This window comes from Mesorhizobium sp. M0910, from assembly GCF_040319465.1.
Lineage (GTDB): Bacteria > Pseudomonadota > Alphaproteobacteria > Rhizobiales > Rhizobiaceae > Mesorhizobium.
Genome location: NZ_JAMYNZ010000009.1, coordinates 158750 through 182870 on the forward strand (window position 1 = coordinate 158750; position 24121 = coordinate 182870).

Annotated in this window: 19 protein-coding genes and 1 pseudogene; 4 read left to right on the forward strand and 16 right to left on the reverse strand. The window is 61.4% G+C overall.

Annotated elements, in window-relative coordinates:
* Positions 1-121: 121 nt before the first annotated feature.
* From NKH78_RS22945 to NKH78_RS22970, 6 genes are all read right to left on the reverse strand, one after another.
* Complete coding sequence (locus NKH78_RS22945) at positions 122-1186, reverse strand: ABC transporter ATP-binding protein (protein WP_352884209.1); 1065 nt, start codon at positions 1184-1186, stop codon at positions 122-124.
* Positions 1179-2849: an ABC transporter permease gene (locus NKH78_RS22950; protein WP_352452017.1), complete on the reverse strand. Its 1671-nt coding sequence runs from the start codon at positions 2847-2849 to the stop codon at positions 1179-1181. The genes NKH78_RS22945 and NKH78_RS22950 overlap by 8 nt, the downstream gene beginning before the upstream one ends.
* A 120-nt stretch (positions 2850-2969) precedes the next feature.
* Entirely contained in the window at positions 2970-4073 is a 1104-nt protein-coding gene (locus NKH78_RS22955) for an ABC transporter substrate-binding protein (RefSeq protein WP_352720480.1), read from the reverse strand.
* Between the two features lie 208 nt (positions 4074-4281).
* On the reverse strand, positions 4282-5352 hold the full coding sequence (locus NKH78_RS22960; RefSeq protein WP_352884211.1) for an ABC transporter substrate-binding protein: 1071 nt from the start codon (positions 5350-5352) through the stop codon (positions 4282-4284).
* A gap of 29 nt (positions 5353-5381) precedes the next feature.
* Positions 5382-6788 (reverse strand): sensor histidine kinase, encoded by a 1407-nt coding sequence (locus NKH78_RS22965; RefSeq protein WP_352884213.1) that lies wholly within the window; start codon positions 6786-6788, stop codon positions 5382-5384.
* Positions 6775-7449 (reverse strand): response regulator transcription factor, encoded by a 675-nt coding sequence (locus tag NKH78_RS22970; RefSeq protein WP_352884215.1) that lies wholly within the window; start codon positions 7447-7449, stop codon positions 6775-6777. The genes NKH78_RS22965 and NKH78_RS22970 overlap by 14 nt, the downstream gene beginning before the upstream one ends.
* 411 nt (positions 7450-7860) lie before the next feature.
* On the opposite strand from NKH78_RS22970, the gene NKH78_RS22975 reads away from it, so the two are divergent.
* The gene (locus tag NKH78_RS22975) at positions 7861-9225 is read left to right on the forward strand and encodes a hemolysin family protein (protein WP_352884217.1); all 1365 of its coding nucleotides are present in this window, start codon (positions 7861-7863) and stop codon (positions 9223-9225) included.
* Here NKH78_RS22975 and NKH78_RS22980 read toward each other — a convergent pair.
* Positions 9215-9520 (reverse strand): hypothetical protein, encoded by a 306-nt coding sequence (locus NKH78_RS22980; RefSeq protein WP_352517460.1) that lies wholly within the window; start codon positions 9518-9520, stop codon positions 9215-9217. The genes NKH78_RS22975 and NKH78_RS22980 overlap by 11 nt on opposite strands.
* Before the next feature lie 265 nt (positions 9521-9785).
* Between NKH78_RS22980 and NKH78_RS22985 the strand changes: the two are divergent.
* Both NKH78_RS22985 and NKH78_RS22990 read left to right on the forward strand, forming a co-directional pair.
* Positions 9786-10070 (forward strand): annotated as a pseudogene (locus NKH78_RS22985) (transposase); the annotation flags it as partial.
* Between the two features lie 123 nt (positions 10071-10193).
* On the forward strand, positions 10194-12020 hold the full coding sequence (locus NKH78_RS22990; RefSeq protein ID WP_352517461.1) for a heavy metal translocating P-type ATPase: 1827 nt from the start codon (positions 10194-10196) through the stop codon (positions 12018-12020).
* 458 nt (positions 12021-12478) lie between these two features.
* Here NKH78_RS22990 and NKH78_RS22995 read toward each other — a convergent pair whose 3' ends face one another.
* The 9 genes from NKH78_RS22995 to iolG all read right to left on the reverse strand — a co-directional run bounded on the left by NKH78_RS22995 (position 12479) and on the right by iolG (position 22082).
* Entirely contained in the window at positions 12479-13528 is a 1050-nt protein-coding gene (locus NKH78_RS22995) for a Gfo/Idh/MocA family protein (protein ID WP_352517462.1), read from the reverse strand.
* 209 nt (positions 13529-13737) lie between these two features.
* Positions 13738-14742: a substrate-binding domain-containing protein gene (locus NKH78_RS23000; protein WP_352517463.1), complete on the reverse strand. Its 1005-nt coding sequence runs from the start codon at positions 14740-14742 to the stop codon at positions 13738-13740.
* A gap of 58 nt (positions 14743-14800) precedes the next feature.
* A complete protein-coding gene (locus tag NKH78_RS23005) occupies positions 14801-15901 on the reverse strand; it encodes an ABC transporter permease (RefSeq protein WP_352517464.1) in 1101 nt (366 codons plus the stop codon).
* Positions 15894-16634 (reverse strand): ATP-binding cassette domain-containing protein, encoded by a 741-nt coding sequence (locus NKH78_RS23010; RefSeq protein ID WP_023676590.1) that lies wholly within the window; start codon positions 16632-16634, stop codon positions 15894-15896. The genes NKH78_RS23005 and NKH78_RS23010 overlap by 8 nt, the downstream gene beginning before the upstream one ends.
* A gap of 137 nt (positions 16635-16771) precedes the next feature.
* The gene (locus NKH78_RS23015) at positions 16772-17896 is read right to left on the reverse strand and encodes a Gfo/Idh/MocA family protein (protein ID WP_352517465.1); all 1125 of its coding nucleotides are present in this window, start codon (positions 17894-17896) and stop codon (positions 16772-16774) included.
* Positions 17886-18851, reverse strand: a complete 966-nt coding sequence (locus NKH78_RS23020; protein WP_352884222.1) for a hydroxyacid dehydrogenase — start codon at positions 18849-18851, stop codon at positions 17886-17888. Before NKH78_RS23020 ends, NKH78_RS23015 begins: the two co-directional genes overlap by 11 nt.
* On the reverse strand, positions 18851-19666 hold the full coding sequence (locus tag NKH78_RS23025) for an HpcH/HpaI aldolase family protein (RefSeq protein WP_352517467.1): 816 nt from the start codon (positions 19664-19666) through the stop codon (positions 18851-18853). The genes NKH78_RS23020 and NKH78_RS23025 overlap by 1 nt, the downstream gene beginning before the upstream one ends.
* A 10-nt stretch (positions 19667-19676) precedes the next feature.
* A complete protein-coding gene (locus NKH78_RS23030; protein WP_352517468.1) occupies positions 19677-21113 on the reverse strand; it encodes an NAD-dependent succinate-semialdehyde dehydrogenase in 1437 nt (478 codons plus the stop codon).
* A gap of 3 nt (positions 21114-21116) precedes the next feature.
* A complete protein-coding gene (gene iolG, locus NKH78_RS23035; RefSeq protein ID WP_502899827.1) occupies positions 21117-22082 on the reverse strand; it encodes an inositol 2-dehydrogenase in 966 nt (321 codons plus the stop codon).
* A 150-nt stretch (positions 22083-22232) separates the two neighbouring features.
* On the opposite strand from iolG, the gene iolD reads away from it, so the two are divergent.
* Positions 22233-24080, forward strand: coding sequence for a 3D-(3,5/4)-trihydroxycyclohexane-1,2-dione acylhydrolase (decyclizing) (gene iolD / locus NKH78_RS23040; protein WP_352517470.1), 1848 nt, complete (start codon positions 22233-22235; stop codon positions 24078-24080).
* Positions 24081-24121: the final 41 nt, after the last annotated feature.

The window sequence follows — 24121 nt, forward strand, 5'->3', positions numbered from 1 at the left end:
GCCCTTAAATCGAGTGCCGGACTTTAATCTCAGATGGAGGAAATTACCGATGGCAGGTCAGCCGCTCGAGGATGTTTATGCCGGTTGGCAAGAATGATCCTCTTCGTAGTGAAGCCGAAGTTCATTCCGCCGCGAAGACCATCAGATCCTCGAAGGGGAACTCGACATAGTATTGGCCGGACGGAAGGGCGTCCCGGGAATAGGTCCGGATGGTCAGGTCATTGCTTTCGAAAATGACTTCATGCCGATCCCCAAGGAAAAGGCTCTCGACGCAGGTCATGGCGATACGTCCAGGGCCATCCTCCCCAGACCACGTCACCCGCTCAAGCCGGACGAGTGCGGTGGCTTTGGCGCCGACGGTCAGCTCCTGCTGAGCGCTGCCCACAAGATGGATGCCGTTGGCGCCAATTTCCGCGCGGTTGCCGTTGATGGCGGTAACCACGCCGTCAAGGCGATTGCTGGCACCCATGAACTCTGCTGCAAACAGGCTCTTCGGCTCGTTGTAGATTTGCTTGGGCGTTCCGTCCTGTTCGATCTGGCCGCCGTTGAGCAGCAGGATGCGGTCGGCGAGCGCCATCGCTTCCACCTGATCATGGGTGACGCACAGCGCCGATAGCCCGAGATTGGTGATGAGGCGGCGCAGCCAGATCCGCGCTTCTTCGCGTAGCTTGGCGTCCAGATTTGACAGCGGCTCATCGAGCAGAATCACGTTCGGCTCATAGACCAGCGCACGGGCCAGCGCCACGCGCTGCTGCTGTCCGCCGGAGAGCTGATGCGGATAGCGTTCGCCCAGTTTGCCGAGGCCGATGCTGTCCAAAGCCTTCTGGACGCGGCTCGCAACATCTGCCTGGGACACTTTGCGCAGCTTCAGGGGATAACCCACATTCTCGGACACCGTCCGATGCGGCCACAGCGCATAGGACTGGAATACCAGCCCGAGACCGCGCGTTTCCGGCGCCAGTTTGATGTTCTGCCCGGCATCGAAAAGCGGCTTGTCACCGAGCAGTATCTTGCCGCTGTTGGGTGTCTCCAGACCGGCGACCGCTCGCAAGAGCGTCGTCTTGCCGGACCCGGACGCGCCGAGCAAGGCGACGATCTGACCCGGTTCGACCGAGAAGGACACACCTTTCAGGATTTCAAGGTTGCCGTAACTGAGGCGCAGGCCGTCTATGATGATGTCAGTCATTGAGGCGGACTCCAAAGCGCATCGCGAGGGCAAGACCGGTCACGATGATGACGGTGTTGATGACGGCGAGAGCCGAGACCAGATCGATCGCGCCGGTGCCCCAAAGGGAAACCATGAGCGAGCCGATCACTTCGGTTCCCGGTCCGAGCAGATAGACGCCCGTCGAATATTCACGGGCGAAAATCAGGAAGATTAATAGCCAGGCTGAGAACATGCCGCCGCGGATGAGCGGCAGCGTGATGTCCCTGGCAACCTGGCCCTCGCTGGCACCAACTGACCGGCCGGCTTCCTCGAGCTCCTTGCCGATCTGCAGGAGCGTTCCGGAAATCAGCCGCATGCCATAGGCGAACCACACAATGGTATAGGCGAGCCATACCGAGATCATCGTGGCGCGCAGGGGTGCGATCGGCTTGAAGAACAGAAATATCCACAGCATGGCGAGGCCAGCCACAATGCCCGGCATCGCCCGCGGTATCATGGCCACGTAGTCGACGACTTTGGTCAGGGGTGCGCTCGAGCGATGACCGGCGAGTGCCACGGCAGTATAGGCCGCGATCGAAGCCGCGCCTCCGACCACCGCGACGCCGACCGTGTTGACAATGGCGCTGACGACATTCGGATAGTCAGCGAGATCGCGATAGTGATCCAACGTCAGCACCTGGAAGATATTCACCCCGACGCCCCAGCTTGTCACCAGTGAACGAATTGCGACGCCGCCCACCGGTATGATCACGGTGGCCGCGAACCAGGCCACCACAAGCGCGAAGGCCGGCCAGCGAAGAGCGCCCAGCCGGATGGGGTTGTGCCGACTGCCCTTGCCTTTGACGGACACATAGCGGCTGGCGTTGCGCAGCATGTAGCGCTGCAGCACCACCAGCGGCAGCGCGATCATGATGATCGCCACCACCACTACGGCCATCAACTGGTAGGAAGGAACACCGAGCTTGTTGGTGAGCTTGTAGAGATAGGTGGCGAGAACCAGCACGCCTTCCGGATCGCCAAGCACCAGCGGCAGGCCGAAAAGTTCGAAACCGAGGAAGAACACCAGAACCGCCGCATAGAGCACCACCGGCATCACCATGGGCAGCGACACACTGGCGGCGACGCGCCAAGGGCCAGCGCCGGCGGTGCGTGCCGCCTCTTCGAGGTCGGCGCCAACGTTGCGGAGCGCCGCCGATGCATAGAGATAGACATGTGGGACATGGGTGAGCCCGGCAATGATCGCGATCGATGTCACCGAATAGACATTCCAGGGCACGTAGCCGATCATCGACTTGACCGCCAGCGAGACGAAGCCGACTGGTCCCAGTGTCATCACATAGCCGAAGGCCAGCACCACCGCCGACATGAAAACCGGGATCAGGATGATCGGCTCCAGCCAGCGCTTGCCCGGCACGTCGGTGCGCACGATGATGAACGCCAGCAGGATTCCCACCGGAACTGCGATCACCGTCATGCCCACCGCGAGCTTGAGCGAAGTCGTCAGCGCTAGCCAGAAATCCGCGTCCGCGAGGATGAAGCTGTAGGCGTTCAGCGACAGATGCGCGGTTTTCTGGAAGAAAGGCGCGGACAGAAAACTCTGATAAATGATCAGGGTGACCGGTGCCAGCACCACCAGGATGGCAAGGAGGTTGGTGCTGACACGAAAGACACGGAAGGGCATGATCGCCTCGAACAAAGCCGGGGGCCGTCCGCTAGCAAGAGCGCAAGCGCGCCGTTCCGATGATTCTTAATAGCAAGAAGGGTGAGAGAGCCGACTGTGGAGGCACTCCCGATCAGGCGATTACTCGCCCTTCATGGCTTTCTGCCACTCGTTGAGGAACGCCAGCCGTGTCGTCTCGTCGAGACCTTCGAGCAGCTTGTCGTCGAGCGCGATCGGGTGAACGTTTTCACCGGCGGCCGCCTTTATGGACGCCAGCGTGGTTGCCCCTTCAACGTCATCACGAACGGCATAGAGCTTGATGTCGTCGGCGATCAGCTTCTGCGCGCGCGCCGACAGCAGATAGTCTACGAATAGCTTCGCAGCATTGGGATCCTGGGCTTCCGCCGGAATGACGGTGGCGCGGGTGGTCACCAGGACATAGTCCTTCGGGATTATCACACCGAGGTTCTCGTCCTTGGCCTGCTTGGCGAGGCCATATGAGCCGAAGATGCCATAGGCGATGGAATGTTCGCCAGACGTGACCTTCTCGATCATCGAGCCGGCGGAGCTGTAGAGCTTGATATGGGCCTTGCCAAAAGCCTTGTTAAGCGCCCAGGAATCGGTCCAGTTCTTGGCGTCCTGGTTGTAGAAATAGAAGCCGACACCGGATTTTTCCGGATCGTAGGACGCGATCTTGCCATCATATTCTGCGGTCTTCCCGGTCATCAGCTTGAGAAGATCGGCGTGGGTTGCGGGAACATCGCCTTCAGGCACGAGACGCTTGTTGTAGACGAAAGTCACCGGGTCGGCGGTGGTACCATAGACCATGTCCTTGTAGGACGCCCAGGCCGGAAGGTGGGCCGCCTCCACGGATTTGTATTCCTGCGCATAGCCGTCTGAGGCAAGTTTGATCTGCAGATCCGGAGCCGAAGACCATGCGACATCTGCCGTGCCTTGGCCCGAAGCGGTTTCGGCAATGACGCGATTGTAGAGTTCGGTGGAATTGAGGTCGGAATATTCGACGGCGATGCCGGGGAATGCTGCTTCGAAGTCCTTGAGCAAGGGTTGGACCAGCGCCGCATCGGTCGTCGAATAGATGCTGAGGTGTCCTTCCGCGGTGGCGGCGGCCACCAGATCCTTGTAGTTCTCCGGATACCCGGCGGGGATCTCGGCAGCGGCGGCAAGCGTCGCGAAAGCGGCTGACAGCGAAAACGCGGCCATCATCGTCGCAAGACGATTTTTCATTAGGGTCTCCTCCAAGTTCGCCTAAATCGTACTCCTCCAGGCACAAAGGCGAGTATCATCCTGACCTGTCACCAACCTGTCACGGCGATGTCGAGGTTTGCTCAGCCGACTAGGCCCGATGGGTCGTGATCAGATTGTCGACGACAGCCGGATCGGCCACATCGACGTATTGCCGAATTTTTGAAATCTTGGGGCGGCATCCTACGCGTCACGGTCGCTGGCCCTGCGCATCGATCATGGACTTGCTCCAATCCTCGATGAAGCGGCGGCGCAACGCCTCGTCCTGTACGGCAAGTAACGCAGGGCCGATGCGTATGGCGCGCGCGATACCAGACTCCCCAAGTTTTTCCGGGCCGTCCGCTCCCTCAGGCAATTGCCCGTTCTCGGCAAAGAAGAAGGCGCTATCCCTGGCAACCTTCTGTCCCCGGGCTGACAGAAGGTAGTCGAGAAATCGTTTGGCAACGCCCATATTCGGCGCCGTCTTCGGAATGAGCGCGCCACGACTGAGTATCAGCGCATAGTCCCGCGGGACAACGACCCTCAAATCGGAATTGCCCCTGGCCGCGGCGTAGGCATATGACCCGATCATATTGTAGCCTATATATAGGCTCCCGTTTGCAACGTCCTGAAGGGTCTCCGCGGTGCAACAACGCACCACAGTTTCCGCTCGGCTCATGCTTTCCAGAAGCCGACCGTAGACCGCCGTCGTCTGCCGCGCATCACTGAACGCCAATAGGTAGCCGATGCCCGAAAGTCGGATGTCGAACGTTCCGACCCGTCCGCGATAAAAATCGATCCGCCGCCTGAGAAGATCGGCGAGTTCGATGTGGGTGCGCGGTACGTCGCCGGACGGCACGAGGCGGGCGTTATAGACGAAGACGGCCGGTTCGTAGGTAAAGCCGAATACCTCGTCGCGCCAGTTTGCCCAATTGGCGACATGCGCGGTTTCGGCCGACACGTGCGGCGCCGCGCAGCCGTCATTGGCGAGCTTCACGAGTTGGTCGACCGACGGAGACAACAAGATGTCGCCCAGCACCGCGTCCGTCCGACAGGCTTCACTGGCACTCCTTTGCAAGTCGTTGGTGACATATTCAACATAGTCGACTGCCACGTTGGGGAAAACGGACTGAAAATCCCGGATCAGTGGTTCCATAGCCGCCAGATCGGTCGCGGCGTGGATCGACAGTCGGTCCTTCTCCGGCTGAGACGAAGGGAAAAATGCGCTGCTTCCTTCAGCCGCTCTTGCCGCGTGACCGATGCATAAGACGACCGCAGCCATCAAACCGAATGTCGGCAATGTTCCCGCTATCATCCGGTCTTCTCCGTGGCGATGGGCAACGTCAAGGTGATGGTGAACCCTTGCGTGCCCTTCCCGCCATCCTTGCTTGTCTCGCGAAAGGTCAGCGCGCCACCGTGAGCCGCCGCAACCTCCGACGCGATGGCGAAACCAAGACCTGCGCTGCCGTCATGAGATTTGGACGTTTCGAAGCGCTGCGTGACCCGCTCCCACTCGCCCGGCGGAATGCCCGGTCCGTCATCTTCGACCTCGAGATGGGCACGCGTACCGTCGCTGCGTACTCTGACCTCAAGGCGCGACACCACTCCATGGCGCAAGGCATTGTCGATGATATTGACGATCGCTTCGCGAAGGCTGACGGCGTCCGCAAGCACGACCGGCTCGTCGTCAGGCGCCTCGAAGGAGACGATGATGTCCGGATCGATAGTTATCGGAACCGCCGCACGGAAAGCGCGCCGTGCGACATCTGCCAGACCGTGCGGCTGAAGCTGCACGGAATCGGCACGATGGATGACCATGGCGTGGCTGAGCAACTGGTTGGTCAGGCGCGCAAGTTCGCTGGCGCGCTGCTGTACGCGATCGAGATGCTGGCGGCTCGACTTGTCCAGCTTGGCTTGACTCAACAGATCGAGCTGCGCCGTTAGCGCTGTCAGCGGCGTTCTGATCTGGTGCGCCGCGTCGGCGATGAAGCGCTGCAGGAGTTTCACGCGCTCGTCGAGCCGACTCATGAAATAATTGATGGAAGTAACGAAGGGCCGCAATTCTCTCGGTACGACGACCGTTACCGGCGTCAGGTCTTGTGGATCGCGACGGCGGAGCGTCGCTCCGAGATGCTTGACCGGTTGCAGAGAATAGCGAATAGCAATCATCGCTCCAGCCAATGCCAATATGCTCATGATCGCCAGGAGGACGGTCGCCCTGAGAGTCAATTCACCCGCGAGCGCGCGGCGGGCTTCCGTGGTCTGCCCAACGATGACATGCGCCCAACCGGATACGGCTGGATCGGACAGTGCGCGCGCCACCACCGCAATCCGAACCGGTTCGCCGCGATAATGCGCCGATTCCAATACCGGGACATCGTGTATTGCGGCCAGATCAACTTCTGTTTGCAGATCGGCATAACCTGTCAGCGTCGCGCCGGAAGGGCCGATCACGCGATAGAAGATGCGATCGCGGCTGGCGAGGCCCAGGAGTTCAAAAGCTGATACCGGCAGGTTGATGATGAGCGAACCGGATTCAACCGTAAGGCTGTCTGCCATCTGGATGGCCGCACCAAGCAGAAGCCGGTCATAGGCGTTATCGGCGGCGGTACGTGCGTAGTACGACGCCGCACTCACCAGAAGAGCCGCACCCAGGCCCAGCACCAGCGATATGCGGACCGCCAGGCGCGTGAAAAGGGAAGGCTCAGCCGGTATCATCGGAAGCCAGCTGATATCCCACGCCCCGCACGGTAACGATCTGCGCCTTGGCGCCTTCCAGCTTCTTGCGCAGCCGCCCGACATAAAGTTCAATCGCGTTCTGATTGGCCGGCTCGTCAAACCCGAAAAGCTGATCGATAAGTTCATCTTTGCTGAAGACGCGGCCTGGCCGCGACGCCAGTATCTCAAGCAACGTCATCTCGCGTCGTTTCAATTGCATCTCGCGCCTGCCTACTCGCACTGAGCGGCTGCCGCGGTCGAGCACGACATCGCCACACTGTACGATGTTGGTCGCCTCGCCGCTTTTCCGCCGGAGCAGAACACGGGCGCGCGCTTCCAATTCCCGGAAATCGAACGGTTTGACCAGATAGTCGTCGGCGCCGAGATCGAGCGCGCCAACGCGGTCCTCTATCTCGGAACGGGCCGTCAACATCAGAACCGGGGTCGTATTCCTTGCCTGCCGGAGCCGTCGAACGATTTCGAACCCGTCGAGGCTGGGCAGCATGACGTCGAGGATGACGAGATCGTAGCAGGTGAAATCGAGGATCTCTGCGGCAGCACGGCCGTCCGTCTCCCAATCGACTGCGTGGCCGATCGTTTCGAAGCGGCGGCTGATAGCCTCGCCAACGTCGCGCGTGTCTTCGACGAGGAGAATTCGCATGCCGGAGCATTTGCACGGAAGCAGCCGCCTATCAAGCGTCACCTCTTTGCGGAGAGGCGCTTGACATCATCTGCAGATCCCGCGTTGGCTTCAGCCCTGTTACCGTCAGCAGTTCAAGCCCAATCATTTGAGCTTTATCGACGGGCTGCGTGATGGCGTCTGCCTTCATGTGATCTGCGCATCCACGCCAAGAACGGGGCGCGTCGGTACATGACCCGCGCTGCAAGCCAGGCTGGACCACGCACTTTGCCGCATTCAACGTATTCGACCGCACCGTGATCAGTCGCTAGTAGATGCACCACCATCGCCATCAGGGGATTATGCTTCTGGCGATCGTATGCTGATAGCGATTGCGCAATGCCATCATTTGCGCTTCAGAGAAGTATCCAATTGCGTCATTAAGAGGATATCATGCCGACAGGCGATGGCAGTTTGAGCGACATTCTTGGAATCTTGTCGGTTCTCCTACTCGTGGCCGCAAACGGCTTCTTTGTCGCCGCCGAGTTTTCCCTGGTCGCCGTGCGCCGAAGCCGAGTTGCCGAACTCGCTGCGGCTGGGCGGCTGAACGCGGCAGCGCTCCAGCGGGCCGTCGACAATCTCGATGCCAATCTGGCGGCGACCCAGCTCGGCATCACCATTTCATCGCTGGCACTCGGCTGGATCGGCGAACCTGCTCTCGCGCATCTCGTCGAGCCTCTCTTGATCGGGCTGCTCGGGTCGTTGGCGACTGCGGGCTCACACACTGTCGCCGTCGCGATCGCTTTCATCATCATCACCGCGCTTCACATCGTGCTTGGCGAGCTCGCACCAAAGAGTCTGGCGCTCCAGCGCAGCGAAGACACTGCGCTCTGGGTCGTGCGTCCGCTCGGTCTGTTCCTCTTTCTGCTCAGGCCGGCGATTCTAATGCTGAATGGTCTCGGCAACCTCGTTCTGCGACTCTGCGGCCTGCGCCCGGGAACCGGTGAGGATTCATTGCACTCGCCAGACGAGCTGAAGCTTCTGATCTCGGCCAGTCAGGAAGGCGGCCTGTTGCAGCAGGCGCAGCGGGAGATGGTCGAGCGGGTCTTCAATATCGGCGAGCGCCGCATCAGTGACATTATGACGCCTCGGCCGGATATCGACTGGATCGACGTGAATGATGACCGAACCGAGACTCTTCGTACGATCCGCGATTGCCGCCATGAGCAGCTCCTTGTTGGCAAGGGCGGTATCGATGAACTGCTCGGCATGGTTCTGAAGAAGGACATGCTCGACCAGGTTCTTGACGGGCAGGTTCTCGATCCGATGGCGATCATCCGTGAGCCGCTCGTCGTTCATGAATCAACGCCGATTTTCAAAGTGCTGGAGCAGTTCAGGAAGGCGCCCGTCCGCATAGCAATGGTCCTCGACGAGTACGGAAGTCTGGAAGGAATTGTTACCCAGACCGATTTGCTCGAAGCCATCGCCGGCGACCTGCCCAACATCGAAGGCGAAGAGCCGGATGTCGTCGAGGGTGAAGACGGCTCCCTTCTCGTGGATGGTATGATGTCGGCCCAGGACGCGTTCGATCGCCTTGGTTTTCGAGCACGGCCAACTGAAGGCGACTTCCATACGATCGCAGGATTTGCCCTGTTTCGACTAGGGCATCTGCCTGAGGTCGGGGAACATTTTGAGTATGGCGGCTGGCACTTCAAGATCGTGGACATGGATGGCCGGCGGATCGACAAACTGCTCGCACGAAGGAACTCTCCCCCGGGGCGGCAAGAAACATCGGAGGTAGATGGGCTCAGAACATAGGCCAATGAATAGGCCGCCATGGCCTCGTCGAGGTCGCCGGTGCCCGCGAACCAACTGTATCCTGCGTGATCCAACCTGACTGATACTGATGCACCATCACCCGGTCCACGAAAGGCGAAAGCACCCGCACCACCCCCATGGCGTTGCGGGTCGCCTCGACAACGACCTCGTCCGTCCTGTTCAAGCTGCGGCCAAATCCCTCCAGTCCGGAGCGGGTCATGTCGACCTGTCCGTGATGGCGCAGCCGGTCATCTTCGCAGAAAACCACTACCGCAAAGGTGCGGTGGATCGCCATTCCAATTACACGTCATTGGCGCCCTCTCTCCTTGAACAATCGGGGGCCGGCGGGCGACGCGACACCTACGGATCCGCGCTCTCGGCGCAACCGGGCAGGTCGCAGGGGCGGCCAGCTACTAACGCGAGCTCGCAGCTTATCGAATACATCGGCCTGCCCGCACTTGGCGTGCTCCCGGCGCCGCTGTCCCGGATGGTCACACATACGCTGAAAATCTCGCATCTCCAGCGGAGGATCAGATGGCACCGTCATGATCATACCGGTTACCAACCCGATCGAGCGCCTCAACGGCGAGATCAAGCGGCGCACCGAGGTCATCGGCATCTTCCCAATTGATGACGCCATCGTCCGTCTGGTTGGCGCGATCCTGCTCGAGCAGAACGATGAATGGGCCGTGCAGCGGGGGAGATACATTACGCTGGAAACCATCAGCCAAATGAGTGATGATCCACTCATCAGCCTGCTGTGGCGCGCTGATCATTCCCGGCCCATGCCGGAAGCTGCGGCGACCAAGCCGTCAACTACACCACTCCCTGGGACAAGATCCTGATGCGCTCACGCTTCAAGCCAAGACCGCAATCCAGATAGCGAGCCAATCATGAAATCCGAGACAGCAGCCACCGAAAGCGTTGAGCCGGCGCCTAAGGCTGTTCCATCGGGTTGGCGAGTGTTGATGACACGCGAACGTTGGACCGAAGTCGCTCGCATTATATTTACCGGCCTGATGGCCTTTCTGTACTGGCAACAGCTGATTCCCATTCAAGCTTTGTGGGGGGCGGTTGCCATCGGCTTGTATCCGCTTGTCAAGACCGGCGCCGTTGACCTCGTAAAAGAGCGCAAGATCGGTACCGAGATATTCGTCACCATCGCTACGGTGGTAGCGCTGATCGGAGGCGAGACCGTCGCCGGCGCGGTCCTCATGGTGATCATTCTGATCGCAGAGTTCATTGCCGATTTGAATATGGATCGTGCGCGAGCCTCGATCAAAGACCTGATCGGCTCGGTGCCCCAGGTGGCACTTGTGCGGGACCCAGGTGGCGAACGCATGGTCACGATCGAGAATTTGCGCGCGGGCGACGTTGTCTTGGTGCGGGCCGGCGAGAAGATCCCGGTCGACGGCACCGTCGTCGGTGGAGCGGCTTCGGTCAACGAAGCATCGATCACTGGAGAGAGCATTCCCAAGGACAAGAGCGATGGCGCCCATGTCTTTGCCGGAACCTTCGTCGAATCCGGCGCCCTCGACATCGAGACCGAGAAGGTTGGTGCCGACACCACCTTTGCCCGCATCATCAGTCTGGTCGAGAATGCCGAAGCGGAACAGGCACCCGTCCAGAAACTGGCGGATAAGGTCGCGTCATGGCTGATCCCGGTCGTGCTGATCTTCCTCGTTGCGGTTTATCTTTATACCCGCGACGTTCGGATGATCGTCACTCTGCTGATTTTCACATCGCCTGCCGAACTCGGATTGGCGACTCCTCTGGTGATTATCGCAGCCATTGCGCGAGCCGCACGCAGTGGAATTCTGGTCAAGGGGGGCGTCTATCTGGAGTCTTTGGCCAAGGTCGACGTCCTGGTGTTCGACAAGACAGGCACCCTGACGGCGAACAAGCCCGAGGTTGTCGGCGTGGAGATGCAGGACGGCACGCTTTCGGAAGCTGATCTGCTCAGCCTTGCCGCCGCCGCCGATCGGCGGTCCGCTCACCCCTTGGCGAAAGCGGTCGTCAACTATGCCGCCCGGATGAAAATCGATGTCCCGGAACCGGAGCAGTACGAGCAGTTGCAGGCGCGCGGTGTGAAGGCGACGGTCTCCGGACGCACCGTGCTGGTCGGGAATGCATCGTTGCTGCGCGAGGCCGGCGTGCCGCTTTCCGATGCGATCGAAAAGGGCGGACAGACGCCGGTTCACGTCGCGATCGATGGGAAATTCGCGGGCGTGATTCTGATTGCCGACACATTGCGACCAGGTGCGCGCGAAGCGCTGGCACGACTCCGCGCGACCGGGGTCAAGCGCATGGTGATGGTGACGGGTGACAATGAGGCCACAGCGCGGACCATCGCCAAGGAACTCGGCGTGGATGAAGTGCGTGCCAATCTGATGCCGCAGGACAAGGTCGCCGCCATCGCCGAACTGCAAAAGCAGAGCCATCGCGTGGCGATGGTCGGCGACGGGATCAACGACGCGCCGGCGCTGGCACGCGCCGATGTCGGCATTGCGATGGGCGGCGGCGGCACGCAGGCAGCGCTGGAAGCGGCCGACATTGCATTGATGAAGGATGATCTGGCAAAAATTGTCAGCGCGCGCGCAATTGCTCGACGTGCTTACCGGACAATTCAGGAAAATATCTTCGTCGGTGTCGGTGTTGTGCACGTCTTGGGCATTACCGCAGCGCTGATGGGCTGGATCGGTCCTATCCAGGCAGCGATTTTGCACTTGGGGCCAGATGTCCTGGTGTTTTTGAATTCGGCAAAACTGCTGCGCGTTCGAATCCAAGATGTTTAGCGCATCTCTTTGGAGCCTAGTAGGGCGCTTGCAGTTCTTTGGACGACAAACGCGTCCATTCGCATTGTCCACGAAACCGGGCAACCGCAACCAGAGTACGCTTACTACTGTGGCGCTGGTGGCGGTGTGCCGCCAAACCACGCAGCCGCATACCCGATCACAAACAACACCACGGTCACGGCTGCCACACCGTACCAGAGGCGGCTGTCCGTGAAATTCATCGTTACGCTCCAAATATCGCGCTGCGCCTGGCGACCCAGCGATTTCTTCGATCCTTTGGTCGGTTCCTATTCGAGACGCTGCGCGGTACCAACGGATGATCCATAGTGCCGGCACGTTCGGAAACAAGATCGTGACTGCCTCCGCAAGAACGGTTGCACGGTACAACGCGGTACGCGATGGCGTTCGTGAGATGCTTCTCGCAATGAATCCTGGCTGGCTCCGCGGGCAAAAGCGCGTCAGAGAAGCAGCCGCTGGTCCGTTGTAGGCAAGATGCGGATCATATCCGCAGTAGGATGAACCTGCCGTGCCGGCGTGTCTATCTTCTGAGGCTGACCGGTGCTGGCGGCGCGCTCAATGGCAAGCAGGGCGCGCACGTCGGCAAATCCTTCTCCACCGTCGGCTTCAGGCGGTTGTGCATTCAGGATGCAGTCGGAGAAATACGCGGTCTGTCCGGCGAAATGGTCTGTCTGCGGGAACGTCTTGTCGGTTCTGATGTCGCCATGCCGAAGCTTCATTTGCACGGCAGTCTCGAAACGGAAGCCAGGGTCGGCCGTTACGCTCCCCTTCGTTCCGGCCACGTGGTAAAAATCCGAGTTGTCCGCGCCGAAGCTGGCAATGAACTGTGCAAGCCGGCCCTCGGGGAAGCGCAACGTCACGGCAATGCTTTCCTCTACCTCCCCGACTGAGGCGCTGCCGAAACTCCTTACCGCGACTGCCTCGATCGGCTCAGTGGCAAAGATATGGCGCGCGGCATTCAGGCAGTAGACGCCGATGTCCTGCAAGGGACCGCCCCAATAGGCGGCCTTGAGGCGGTGATTGTCGGACGACGCTACGAAGGAGAAGACCGCGGCAAAGATGCGGGGATCGCCGATCTCTCCGCTGCGGATGCGCTCCAGCACCTCGACAGTGCCGGGCTCGTTGTGCAGCCGATACGCGGTCATCAGGTACGCGCCGCTCTCATTGGCGGCGGCGATCATCGCCTCGCATTCCGCCTCGGTCGTGGCCAGCGGCTTCTCAACCAGCGCGTGCTTGCCGGCTCTCAGGGCTCGGATCGCATAGTCGGCATGCATGGAGTTCGGCAATGCCACGTAAACTGCATCGGCGACGTCCGATGCAAGCATCTGGTCGTACTGCTCATAGCTGAAGACGTGTTCCACGCCGTAGAATTCGGCGAGCTTAGCGGCGTTTTTGGCCGAGCCGCTGACGATCGCCGTGATTGTCGAGTTTCCGGTCTGGGACACACCGGGCATAAAGGCTTCCTGTGTGATCCAGCCCGCGCCCACCACGGCATATCGTATCTTTCTCAATTGCTCCTCCCGAACGGGATCACTCCCGGCACTCGTCTAAAAATGGTAACGCCGTGGCCAGCGGAGCGTCTCTGAGGCCTGACGGCAGCGGTCGATTTGAGCCAGTCGCTCGATGGGTCTGTTGTCGCCTCTCAGGGGCATAGGCGGGCAAGAGTCGTCCCTCGCCCGCCGCAGAGTTGCGCCCCCGCCTACTTTCCGATGCAGGTGTCAGCGGTTTCGGGGGTGCAGACGTCGAGACCGGTGTAGGTCGGGTCGGCCGGCGCGGGCTTGCCGTCCTTGATGTCCTTCAGCGCCAGCATGGTCTTGTAGCCCATTTCGAACGGCCGCTGTCCGACCTGGCCGAGCGACAGGCCTTCCTTCATCTGGTCCATCTGCACCGGCAGCGTGTCGGCGACGACCAGAGCCAGCTCCTTCTTGGCGATCTTATCCTTGTACGGCTCGACCGCAGCGCGATTGGCATCCGGTATGAATTGCGGAAAGCCGCCTGTCGGCACGAAGGCGTCGAGGTTTGGCGTCTTCGCCATGAAGTCCTGGAACTGCTGAACCGACAGAGGGAAGTCGTCGTTGGTATAGAGAGGGCAGCCCGGTGCTTCCGTCCAGCCGTTCTGGCCGGTCAGGGCATCACCTGGCGAGGCGGCCGACTCCTTGCCGGCCAGCGTATCGCGTATACCCTTCATGCGCTCATTGTGGTTGGCCGCGGCAGCTCCGCCCGACTGGATGCAGATGGTGCCGCCTTTCGGCTTGATGGTCTGCACGATCTTGGCGAGGTTGACGCCAATTTCGTAATTGTGCGTGCCGATATAGGCGACACGCAGGTCCTTGTTCTCCGGTAGCACATCCGAGTCCCAGGTAAGCACGGGAATGCCCGCTTCCTTGGCGGCCTGAAGCGCGACGGCCATTGCCGCGGCGTTCGACGGGGCGACGGCGATGCCGTCGACCTTCTTGGCCACCAGGTCCTGCACGATCTGCACCTGCTCCTCGCCGCCGCCATGCTCGCCGGGGCCGATATACATGCATTCGATCGCGCCGTTGGATTCGGCTTCGGCCTTCTTGCAGCCGTCACGAGCCTGGTCGAAGAAAGGATTGTTCATGTTCTTCGGCACAAGAGCGAAGACGTATTTCTGCTGGGCATAGGCCTGCCCTGCCATCAGCGCGGAAAACGCCACGGCCGCCGTCAGAATGTATTTTTTCACCTGTTCCTCCACTTTGTTTTGACGTCCACTATCCCCGACGGCTTGCGGCCGCCGGATTCTATTTGCGCTTCCAGGTAAACATACCCTCCAGCGTCGCCCGCAGCGACTTGCCCGAGGTCTGCATGCCGAGAAGCACGGCAAGAATAATGAAGGCCCCGACAAAGGCGCCCTGCCAGTTCGAATCGATCCCGGCCATCAGCAGCGCGTTGCGGATGACCTCGAGGAAGGCCGAACCGATCACAGCGCCAAACGCGGTTCCGTAGCCGCCCATCAGGCTGGCCCCGCCGATGACGGTGCCGGCGATCACCCTCAACTCGTAGCCGGTTCCCATCGCGTTGATGGCCGAGCCGCTGTAGCCGAGCAGCAGCAGGGACGCGATCGACGCGGTAAATGCGCAGAAGACATAGGCCTGGAATTTGATCCAGTCGACCGGGACGCCGGTCATCCGCGAGGCGTTCTCGTTGCCGCCGATCGCGAAGAGGTGGCGCGCCCAGGCGGTGAAAATGAAGACGAAGCCGACGATGAGCGCGAGGATCACCATCACCCAGAAATGCGAGGACAGTTCCGGGATCCAATGAGGCACCCAGCCGTCAGGCGTGTGCCTCGGCCATTTGGCCTGGCCGATGGCCTTGACGATCGGCGCATCGGGTCCGAACTGGTAAAGCATCTGGTTGCCGGACAGCACGACCGCCAGCGAGCGCGCGATCGACAGCATGCCTAGCGTCACCACGAAGGACGGCATGCCGATATAGGCCACGAAGAAACCGTTAAAGGCTCCGCAGGCGATGCCTGCGAGCAGACCCGCGCCAAACGCCACATACCAAGGCTGGTGCCAAGTGAGCAGCAGGCCGGCGACGATCGCGACCAGCCCCATCACCGAGCCGACCGAGAGATCGATGCCGCCGGTGATCAGCACCACCGTCATGCCCAGCCCCATGATGGCGATAGGTGCAAAATTGCGGGTGGTGTTGGTAACGTTGTCGACCGTGCCGAAGCTGGGCTCCAGCCACGTCATGAAGACCACCAACACGAAAAGCGCGATCGCGACCCAGAAGGCCTGGCTGGCGATCATCTTCTGGAAAACGCTCTGCTCTCTTATGCCGACCACATCACCGATGGACGCATGGCCTTCCTTCAGCATGTCGCTCTGGCTATGCATCACGGATCGCTCCCGTAATTAGGCCGGTGATCTCCTCCGGCGATGTCTTCTCCGTCGCCTTGTCGGCCACTTTCGAGCCGCGTCTCAGCACGATGATGCGGTCGCAGACCGCGAACACATCGGGCATGCGGTGGCTGATCAGCATTACCGACACATTTTGCGATTTGAGCCGCCGGATCAGCTCCAGCACCTCGGCTACCTGGCGGACCGAAATCGCCGCGGTCGGCTCATCCATCAGCACGAGCTTGGAGTTGGATAGCCGGGTGCGGGCAATGGCGACCGCCTGCCGCTGGCCGCCTGACATTTTTTTGACCAGATCGCGCGGCCGCGTCTCGGACTTCAGCTCCGCGAACAGTTTTGCCGAGCGGTTGATCATCGCCTGCTTGTCGAGCACGCGGAGCGGCCAAAACCCCTTCTTCATCTCGCGGCCGAGAAAGACATTTTGGGCGGCCGTCAGATTGTCGGCCAAGGCCAGATCTTGATAGACGACCTCGATCCCTTCGCCCCGTGCCTCGATCGGCTTGTGGAAATGGCAGACCTTGCCGTCCACCGCGATTTCGCCGTCGGAGGGTGGGAAGTTCCCCGCAATCAGCTTCACCATGGTCGATTTCCCGGCACCGTTGTCGCCCATCAGGCCAACCACCTCGCCGGCAGCAACCGCGAAGCTAACATCTGACAAGGCGCGGATAGCACCAAAGCTTTTCGAGACGCTTCGTACGTCCAGCACAGACACATTCTCCTCCCTGTGCGACGTCGACTTGAGCACTCAGCCGACGTGCCTCTCTCCGGCTGCAATCTATATTGCAAAATGTACAAACATGCAACGTTTATTTCAGACGCATGCGGGGCGTCGACCAACTCTCCCTTGCATCAGTCTGTTCGCAGCCACTTGCTCTCCCGGGCCGAGCCCTGAATTGCCTCCACGAGTTCCTGGATGCGTTGGCCGGCCCGGAAGCCGAAAGACTCGTCTCGCTTCCCGGCGATCGCATCGACGAACCGCGCAATCTCGATAGCCTTCAGATCGTTGAAGCCGAGCTGATGGCCTGGTGCGACGCAGAAGAGTCCATAGGGATCGTGATCCGGACCGGCCTCGATGCGCCGAAAGCCACGCCGGCCGCCGGGATCGGCCGTGCTGTAGAAATGCAGCTCGTTGAAGCGCTCCTGGCTGAAGACGAGCGCCCCCTTGGTGCCATAGACCTCGAAATCGTGCTGCATCTTGCGGCCGGTGGCGACCCAGCTCGCTTCGATGCTGCCGGATGCACCATTGGCAAAACGCAGAAACGCGCGACCGATGTCGTCGACCTCGACGGTCCGGCGCCCGCCTCGGCCATCCGGACGGCTCGCTATGACGGTGACGGAATCGCCGAGGACCCGTTCCACCGAGCCAAGCAGAAACTCCGCCGTGGCCAGAGCATGGCTGCCCAGATCCGCCAATGCGCCACCGCCGACAGGATCGTGCCGGAAGGTAAATGGGCTTTCCGCATCCGCCATGTAGTCCTCGGCGTGAATGCCGCGATAGCTGCGGATCTCGCCCAACTCGCCCGCGCGGATCATCTGCCGTGCCAGCGCGAGCAGCGGGTTGCAGAGATAATTGAACCCGACCTGCGTCCTGACGCCGGCCGCTTCCGCCGCCTCGGCCATCCGTCGGGCATCCGCCGCAAGGGGCGCCAGCGGCTTCTCGCAATAGACGTGCTTGCCGGCGGCAATGGCGGCGAGCGCCATCTCCTTGTGGAAGGCGTTCGGCGCCGTGATATCGATCATATCGATCTCCGGGTCCTCGACCAGACGCCTCCAGTCCCCGCTCGCCCGCGCGAACCCCAAGGCCTGCGCCGCCTGCGCGGCGAGGTCATCGGTTCTGTCCGCAATCGTGTGGAGCACCAGTTCGTAGGGAAGATCGAAGACACGTTGTGCGGCAGCAAAGCCGAACACATGGGTCTTGCCCATGAAGCCGGTGCCGATCAGGCCGATTCTGAGTTGAAGTTTTTCACCGGCCATTCAACGCGGCTCCGTTTACCACCAGCGCCGAGTCGATCCGCCCGGCGAAAAAATCGAGCACGTTCTGCACCGACGAGATCGCCATGCGCTCGCCGCACTCGGCGGTGAGCCCGGCAATGTGCGGCGTCAGAATCACTTGGTCGAAGCCGAAGAGCGGATGGTCCGGAGCAGGCGGTTCATCGTCGAAGACGTCGACACCGGCCGCCGCGATGCGCCCTTCTCGCAGCGCCGCGATCAGCGCAGCCTCGTCGACCACACCGCCTCGCGCCGTGTTGATGAGGATTGCGGTAGGCTTCATGGCCGAAAGCTCCGCGGCGCCGATCGCCGGCCGGTCAGTCTTCGGCACATTGACCGATACCGCATCCGCCCAAGCCAGACCGGCCATTAGGTCGCTTGCCGGCGCCACCAAGCCCTCCGGCCAGCCTTGCCGCTCGAGAAACGGGTCGTGCGCCCGAACTTCCATGCCGAACGCCGCTGCCAGGCGCGCAAGATGGCGGCCTATGCGGCCGAAACCGAGGATCAGCAGCCGCTTGCCCGCGAGTTCGCTTGGCTCCAGCCTGTTGCGCCAACCCCATTCGTTGTCGCGGACCGAACGATCCGCGCGGATAAGCCGCTTGGTAGCCGCCAGAAGAAGCATCATCGCGTGCTCGGCCACCGACACCGAATTCACATCGCCGACAATGGCAAGAGCGATGCCGCGCAGGTTGAGTGCGGAAACGTCCACCGCGTCGTAGCCGACGCCATGGCGCGAGACGATCTTCAGCCTCTCGGCGCGTGCGACGGTCGGAGCCGACAAGGGCTGGGTGCGGATGACGAGACCATCGGCCTTGCCGATCAGAGGTGCGTAGCTTGGCTCGGAGACATCTTCGACATAGTCGTAGGTGACGCCGGGCGACGCATCGAGAAGTTCGATGCCGCTCGGATGAAGCTTTCCGGCGACCAGGACGTGGGGCATCAATAGCCTCCCTTGCCGGCTTCGGCCGGGACGGCTTTCGCACCCGTCAATTCGCGGAAGCGAGCGACACTTGCCTGCGCGGCGGAGGCAAGCAGTCGGGAGTCACCCGAGACGGTGGTCATCTCGAAACCCCATTCGATGGCACGTGCGGCGTAGTCGGCCGTGCCGCAATGGAGCGCGGCGCGTTTGTTATGCCTCTTGCAGGCCGCGACTATGGTCCGCAGCGCCTCGATCATCTCCGGCTCCTCGCGGTCGAAGCCCGGCGCGAGACGCCCCTGATGCAGGCTGAAGGTCAGGTCTGCGGGACCGACATAGATGCCGTCGAGTCCTGGCGTTGCGGCGATCGCATCGAGATTGCGCATCGCCTCGGCGGTCTCGACCATGGCGAAAGCCAGGATCTCGTCATTGGCCTCGGCCGCGTAGTTGGCACCCGCCGAGAAGTTGGCACGCGTCGGCCCAAAACTGCGCTGGCCGGCCGGCGGATAGCGCAGGTAGCTGACGAACTGAGCCGCCTGTTCCGGCGTGTTGATCATGGGACAGATCACGCCATAGGCGCCGGCATCCAGCACCTTCATGATGATGCCCGGCTCCAGCCACGGCACGCGCGCCATGGGCACCACCCTGGATGCACGCATCGCCTGGAACATCGGAAGCAGCATCGAATAGTCGAGCGCGCCGTGCTGGACATCGATGCTCACGCTGTCATAGCCCTGCGCGGCCATGATCTCGGCGGTGAATGGATTGCCGATCGAAAGCCAGCCATTGATCGTGGGCCGCCCTTCGGCCCAGATCTGCTTGAGCTCGTTCTTGATCAAGGCGGCCTCCTCAGAACACGATCTGCGCAAGCTTGGTGTCGAGGTAGTCACCGATACCTTCGCTGCCGCCTTCGCGACCCATTCCGGAATATTTCGTGCCGCCGAACGGAGCCTCGGACGCGGCAAGAGCGAAGCTGTTGATGCCCACCATGCCCGCCTTGAGCTCCGCGACGACTCGCCTGGCCCTGTCTGGACTGCGGGTGAACGCATAGGCCGAAAGCCCCACCGGCGAAGCATTTGCTCGCGCGAGCACCTCGTCGTCCGAGGAAAATCTGGCGATCGCCGCGATGGGACCGAAGTTCTCTTGGGCAAAGACCGTCATGTTGTCGGTAACGTCGGTGAGGGCGGTGGGCTCATAGAAATGGCCCGCATTGAACGAGGCGGCGCGACCAGCTCCGGTCGCTACTTTTGCTCCGGCCCCCACCGCGTCGTCGACGATGGCTTCGATCTCGGCAAGCCGGCGGTCGCTGATTAGCGGTCCCATCTGAACCGAGGGGTCGAGGCCGTCGCCCAGCTTCAATGCTCTTGCGCGTTCGACGAAGCCTTCGATGAAAGAGTCGTGGAGGCTTTCGTGGACGAAGAAGCGATCAGGCGTCACGCAGACCTGCCCGGCATTAGCGTATTTGGTTGGCACCGATAGGTTGAGCGCAGCGTCGAGATCTGCATCGTCGAAGACGATCAGCGGCGCGTTGCCGCCAAGCTCCATCGACACCTTCTTCACAGTGTCGGCGGCATCGCGGATCATTTGCTGGCCGACTCGAGTGGAGCCGGTCAGCGATACCTTGCGCACAGCAGGCGAAGCCATGATGGGGGCATAAGTCGTGTCCGTCAGGCCGATGACGAGGTTCACCGTGCCGGCAGGAAGCTTGCCGGCGCGCATGCAGTCGACCATCACCATCGCCACGCCGGGAGTCTGGCTCGACGGACGGATGATAGTCGAACAACCGGCAGCTAGCGCCGGCGCCACCTTGCGGGCAACCAGAGCAGCCGGAAAATTCCAGGCCGTGAACGCTGCCGCAACCCCGACCGGTTCGCGCAGGACCTCAAACCGGCCGCCCGGTACGCGGCTTTCGATGACTCGACCATAGATGCGCCGCGCCTCTTCGGCATACCAGCGGAACTGGTCGATCGAGAGTCCCCATTCCCGCTCCGACTGGGCGATTGGCTTGCCGGTCTCGGTCGAGATCATCCGCGTCGCTTCGTCCTTGCGGCGGATCATCTCGTCGGCGATGGCGTGAAGCGCGTCAGCCCGCTCGAAGGCGCTTTTGACTTTCCAGGCGGCGAAGCCGCGGACCGCACTTTCCAGAGCCTCCTCGGTATCGACGAAGGCGGCAGATGGCGCATTCCCAAGTGACTCTTCTGTGACCGGGCTCAGGATCGGGAAGGTGGCATTTCCGAACGCCGGTCGCCAACGACCATCGATAAACAATCCGTATTTCGCGTACATGGCTTATCCGATCTCGCTGACCTTCACGGAGCGGCCTTCGACCGCCGATTTCATCGCCGCTTCGGCCAAGACCAGAGCGCGGCGCCCGTCCTCGAAACCGACCAGCGGCCGCTCGGCCTTCTCGACGCAGGTAACGAAGGCGTCGATCTCGGCATCGAACGCTTCGCGGTATCGCTCGATGAAAAAGTCGAGGTAGGGCGCGGTGGCTTCGGCCCGCGCGGCCGAGTAACGGAGCAACTCATGAGGCTTCCGGTTGCCGCTGATCACCATGCCGGTGCTGCCCAGCAGTTCGACGCGCTGGTCGTACCCATAGGTTGAGGTGCGGGAATTGTTGATGTGGCACTGCTTGCCGCTTTTGGTCCGCATCACGACCATGACGCTGTCATAGTCGTTCAGTTCCTCCATCATCGCCGGGTCGATCAGCCGGCCTCCGATGGCGAACACCTCCTCCGGCTCCTCTCCCAGCATGAAGCGGGCGAGGTCGAAATCGTGGATCGTCATGTCGCGAAAAAGTCCGCCCGCGACCTCGTAGTAGGAACGGGGCGGCATGCCAGGATCACGCGAGGTGATGATGACCTGGTGCAGGTCGCCGATCTCGCCGGATCGTACGGCGTTCCACGCCGCACGATGACCGGGGTCGAAACGTCGGTTGAAGCCGATCTGGACCGGCACGCCCTTGGACAAAATTGCTTCGGCGCAACGGTTCACCCTTTCCAGGCTAAGATCGATCGGCTTCTCGCAGAGCACGGGTTTGCCAGCGGCCACCACCTTTTCGATGTAATCGGCATGCGTGTCAGTCACCGTCGCGACAAGGACCGCATCGACGTCTGCCGAGGCAAAGACCTCGTCGGCGGACGCCGAAGCGCGAACGCCATGCCGCGCCGCCACACTCTCCGCGGACGATTGGTCGATGTCATAGACAGTGGCGAGTTGCGCACGAGGATGCGCGGCAATGTTTGCCGCATGCATCCTGCCGATCCGGCCACAGCCGAGCACAGCAATTCTAAGCAAGAAATCCTCCCGGTTTGAATTTTTGCAATGATCGTTGCAAACATATTGATTTGTCAATGGGCATTCCGTATAGATTTGGAAAGACCGTCGTTAGGGGAGGAGACAAAGATGACCAGGACCACCGTCCGCCTGACCATGGCGCAGGCGCTCGTGCGCTATCTGTGCAACCAGTTCACGGTTGTCGAAGGCGAGAAAGTTCCGCTTTTTCCGGGAGTCTTCGCCATCTTCGGGCACGGCAACGTGACTTGCCTTTCCGAAGCGCTCGAGGCGGTGAAGGACGTGCTGCCGACCTGGCGCGGCCAGAACGAGCAGTCAATGGCGCTCGCTGCCATCGGGTTTGCAAAGGCGAAGCGCCGGCGCCAGATCATGGTTGCGGCCACCTCGATCGGTCCGGGCGCATTGAACATGGTGACGGCAGCGGGCGTCGCCCATTCGAACCGGCTGCCGGTGCTGCTGCTCTCCGGCGACACCTTCGTCAGTCGCCGGCCCGATCCGGTCATGCAGCAGGTCGAGCACTTCGGCGACCCGACCATCAACGTCAATGACGCCTTTAAGGCGGTCACGCGCTACTGGGACCGCATCGTCCATCCCGAGCAGATCATCTCGTCGCTACCGCAGGCGGTTGCGGTGCTGCTTGATCCGGCCGATTGCGGGCCAGCCTTCATCGCTTTGCCGCAGGATGTGCAGGAGATCGCCTGGGATTATCCCGAAGCCTTCTTCGAGCCGACGGTGCATACGGTTCCACGCCCGCGGCCTGATCGGAGCCGGCTCACTGAGGCGACGCGCATCCTCAAAAGCGCAAGGCGGCCGCTGATCATCTCGGGTGGCGGCGTGCGTTATTCCGGTGCCGAGAAGGTTCTTGGCGATTTCGCCGAAAGGCATGGGATCCCGCTGGCGGAGACGATTGCCGGCAAGGGCACGGTTACGCACGACCACCCCGCGCATGTCGGACCGATCGGCATCGTCGGCTCAACCTCGGCCAACGCGCTGGCGGCGGAAGCCGACGTGATCATCGCCGTCGGCACACGGCTCATGGACTTCACTACCGGATCCTGGAGCGCCTTCTCCGCCGACGCGAAATTCATCTCGGTCAATGCCGCACGCTGGGATGCCACCAAGCACCGGGCGCTCGCTGTCGTCGGCGATGCGCTGGAAACGGTAAGCGAACTTGGGGCTGACCTTGGTGATTGGCAAGCCGACAGTGCCTGGACCCAGAAAGGCAAGGTCGAATTTGGCAAGTGGAACACGCTGCTTGATGGCTTCCAGAAGCCGACCAACGACCCCGTGCCGACCTACGCGCAAGTGGTGGGCGTGGTGAACGCCAAGGCGGGCGAGCGTGACCTGCTGATTACGGCGGCCGGCGGACTTCCCGGCGAGGTGATGAAGAACTGGCGGGTGAAGGAGCCGAACACCTTCGACTGCGAGTTCGGCTTCTCCTGCATGGGTTATGAAATCTCTGCCGGCTGGGGGGCGGCCATGGCCGACCCTTCCCGCACGCCAATCGTCATGATCGGCGACGGAACCTACATGATGATGAACTCCGACATCTATTCGTCGGTGCTCGCCGGCCACAAGATGATTCTCGTGGTATGCGACAATGGCGGCTATGCGGTGATCAACCGGCTGCAGAACGCCAAGGGCGGCGCCTCCTTCAACAATTTGATCAAGGACTGCCGGGTCAAGGAGCCGTTCTCGGTCGACTTCGCCAAGCATGCGGAAGCCATGGGCGCGCTGACGCGGCGTGTCGAAAGCCTTGCCGATCTCGGCCAGGCGATCGAATGGGCGAAAACCACCGACCGCACCACCGTCATCACCATCGTCTCCGACGCTTTCGCCTGGACCCCCGGGGATGCGTGGTGGGACGTCGGCGTACCGCAAGTCAGCAACCGCGAACAGGTTCGCGAGGCCCATTCCGTGCAAGCCGAAGGCCGCAAACGGCAGCGCATAGGTGTCTGAGTTTGTCTGGCGCCCCTCGGGGCGCCCTCTGCCGGAACGAT

What these genes read in the sequence shown, in the direction of transcription:
- NKH78_RS22960 (WP_352884211.1), bottom strand. Translation starts at nt 5,352, where the DNA reads ATGGCTGCGGTCGTCTTATGCATCGGTCACGCGGCAAGAGCGGCTGAA.
- NKH78_RS23015 (WP_352517465.1), bottom strand. Translation starts at nt 17,896, where the DNA reads ATGGCCGGTGAAAAACTTCAACTCAGAATCGGCCTGATCGGCACCGGC.
- NKH78_RS22945 (WP_352884209.1), bottom strand. Translation starts at nt 1,186, where the DNA reads ATGACTGACATCATCATAGACGGCCTGCGCCTCAGTTACGGCAACCTT.
- iolG (WP_502899827.1), bottom strand. Translation starts at nt 22,082, where the DNA reads ATGCATGCGGCAAACATTGCCGCGCATCCTCGTGCGCAACTCGCCACT.
- NKH78_RS22950 (WP_352452017.1), bottom strand. Translation starts at nt 2,849, where the DNA reads ATGCCCTTCCGTGTCTTTCGTGTCAGCACCAACCTCCTTGCCATCCTG.
- NKH78_RS23030 (WP_352517468.1), bottom strand. Translation starts at nt 21,113, where the DNA reads ATGTACGCGAAATACGGATTGTTTATCGATGGTCGTTGGCGACCGGCG.
- NKH78_RS22955 (WP_352720480.1), bottom strand. Translation starts at nt 4,073, where the DNA reads ATGAAAAATCGTCTTGCGACGATGATGGCCGCGTTTTCGCTGTCAGCC.
- NKH78_RS22975 (WP_352884217.1), top strand. Translation starts at nt 7,861, where the DNA reads ATGCCGACAGGCGATGGCAGTTTGAGCGACATTCTTGGAATCTTGTCG.
- iolD (WP_352517470.1), top strand. Translation starts at nt 22,233, where the DNA reads ATGACCAGGACCACCGTCCGCCTGACCATGGCGCAGGCGCTCGTGCGC.
- NKH78_RS23020 (WP_352884222.1), bottom strand. Translation starts at nt 18,851, where the DNA reads ATGCCCCACGTCCTGGTCGCCGGAAAGCTTCATCCGAGCGGCATCGAA.
- NKH78_RS22980 (WP_352517460.1), bottom strand. Translation starts at nt 9,520, where the DNA reads ATGGCGATCCACCGCACCTTTGCGGTAGTGGTTTTCTGCGAAGATGAC.
- NKH78_RS22965 (WP_352884213.1), bottom strand. Translation starts at nt 6,788, where the DNA reads ATGATACCGGCTGAGCCTTCCCTTTTCACGCGCCTGGCGGTCCGCATA.
- NKH78_RS23005 (WP_352517464.1), bottom strand. Translation starts at nt 15,901, where the DNA reads ATGCATAGCCAGAGCGACATGCTGAAGGAAGGCCATGCGTCCATCGGT.
- NKH78_RS22970 (WP_352884215.1), bottom strand. Translation starts at nt 7,449, where the DNA reads ATGCGAATTCTCCTCGTCGAAGACACGCGCGACGTTGGCGAGGCTATC.
- NKH78_RS22990 (WP_352517461.1), top strand. Translation starts at nt 10,194, where the DNA reads ATGACACGCGAACGTTGGACCGAAGTCGCTCGCATTATATTTACCGGC.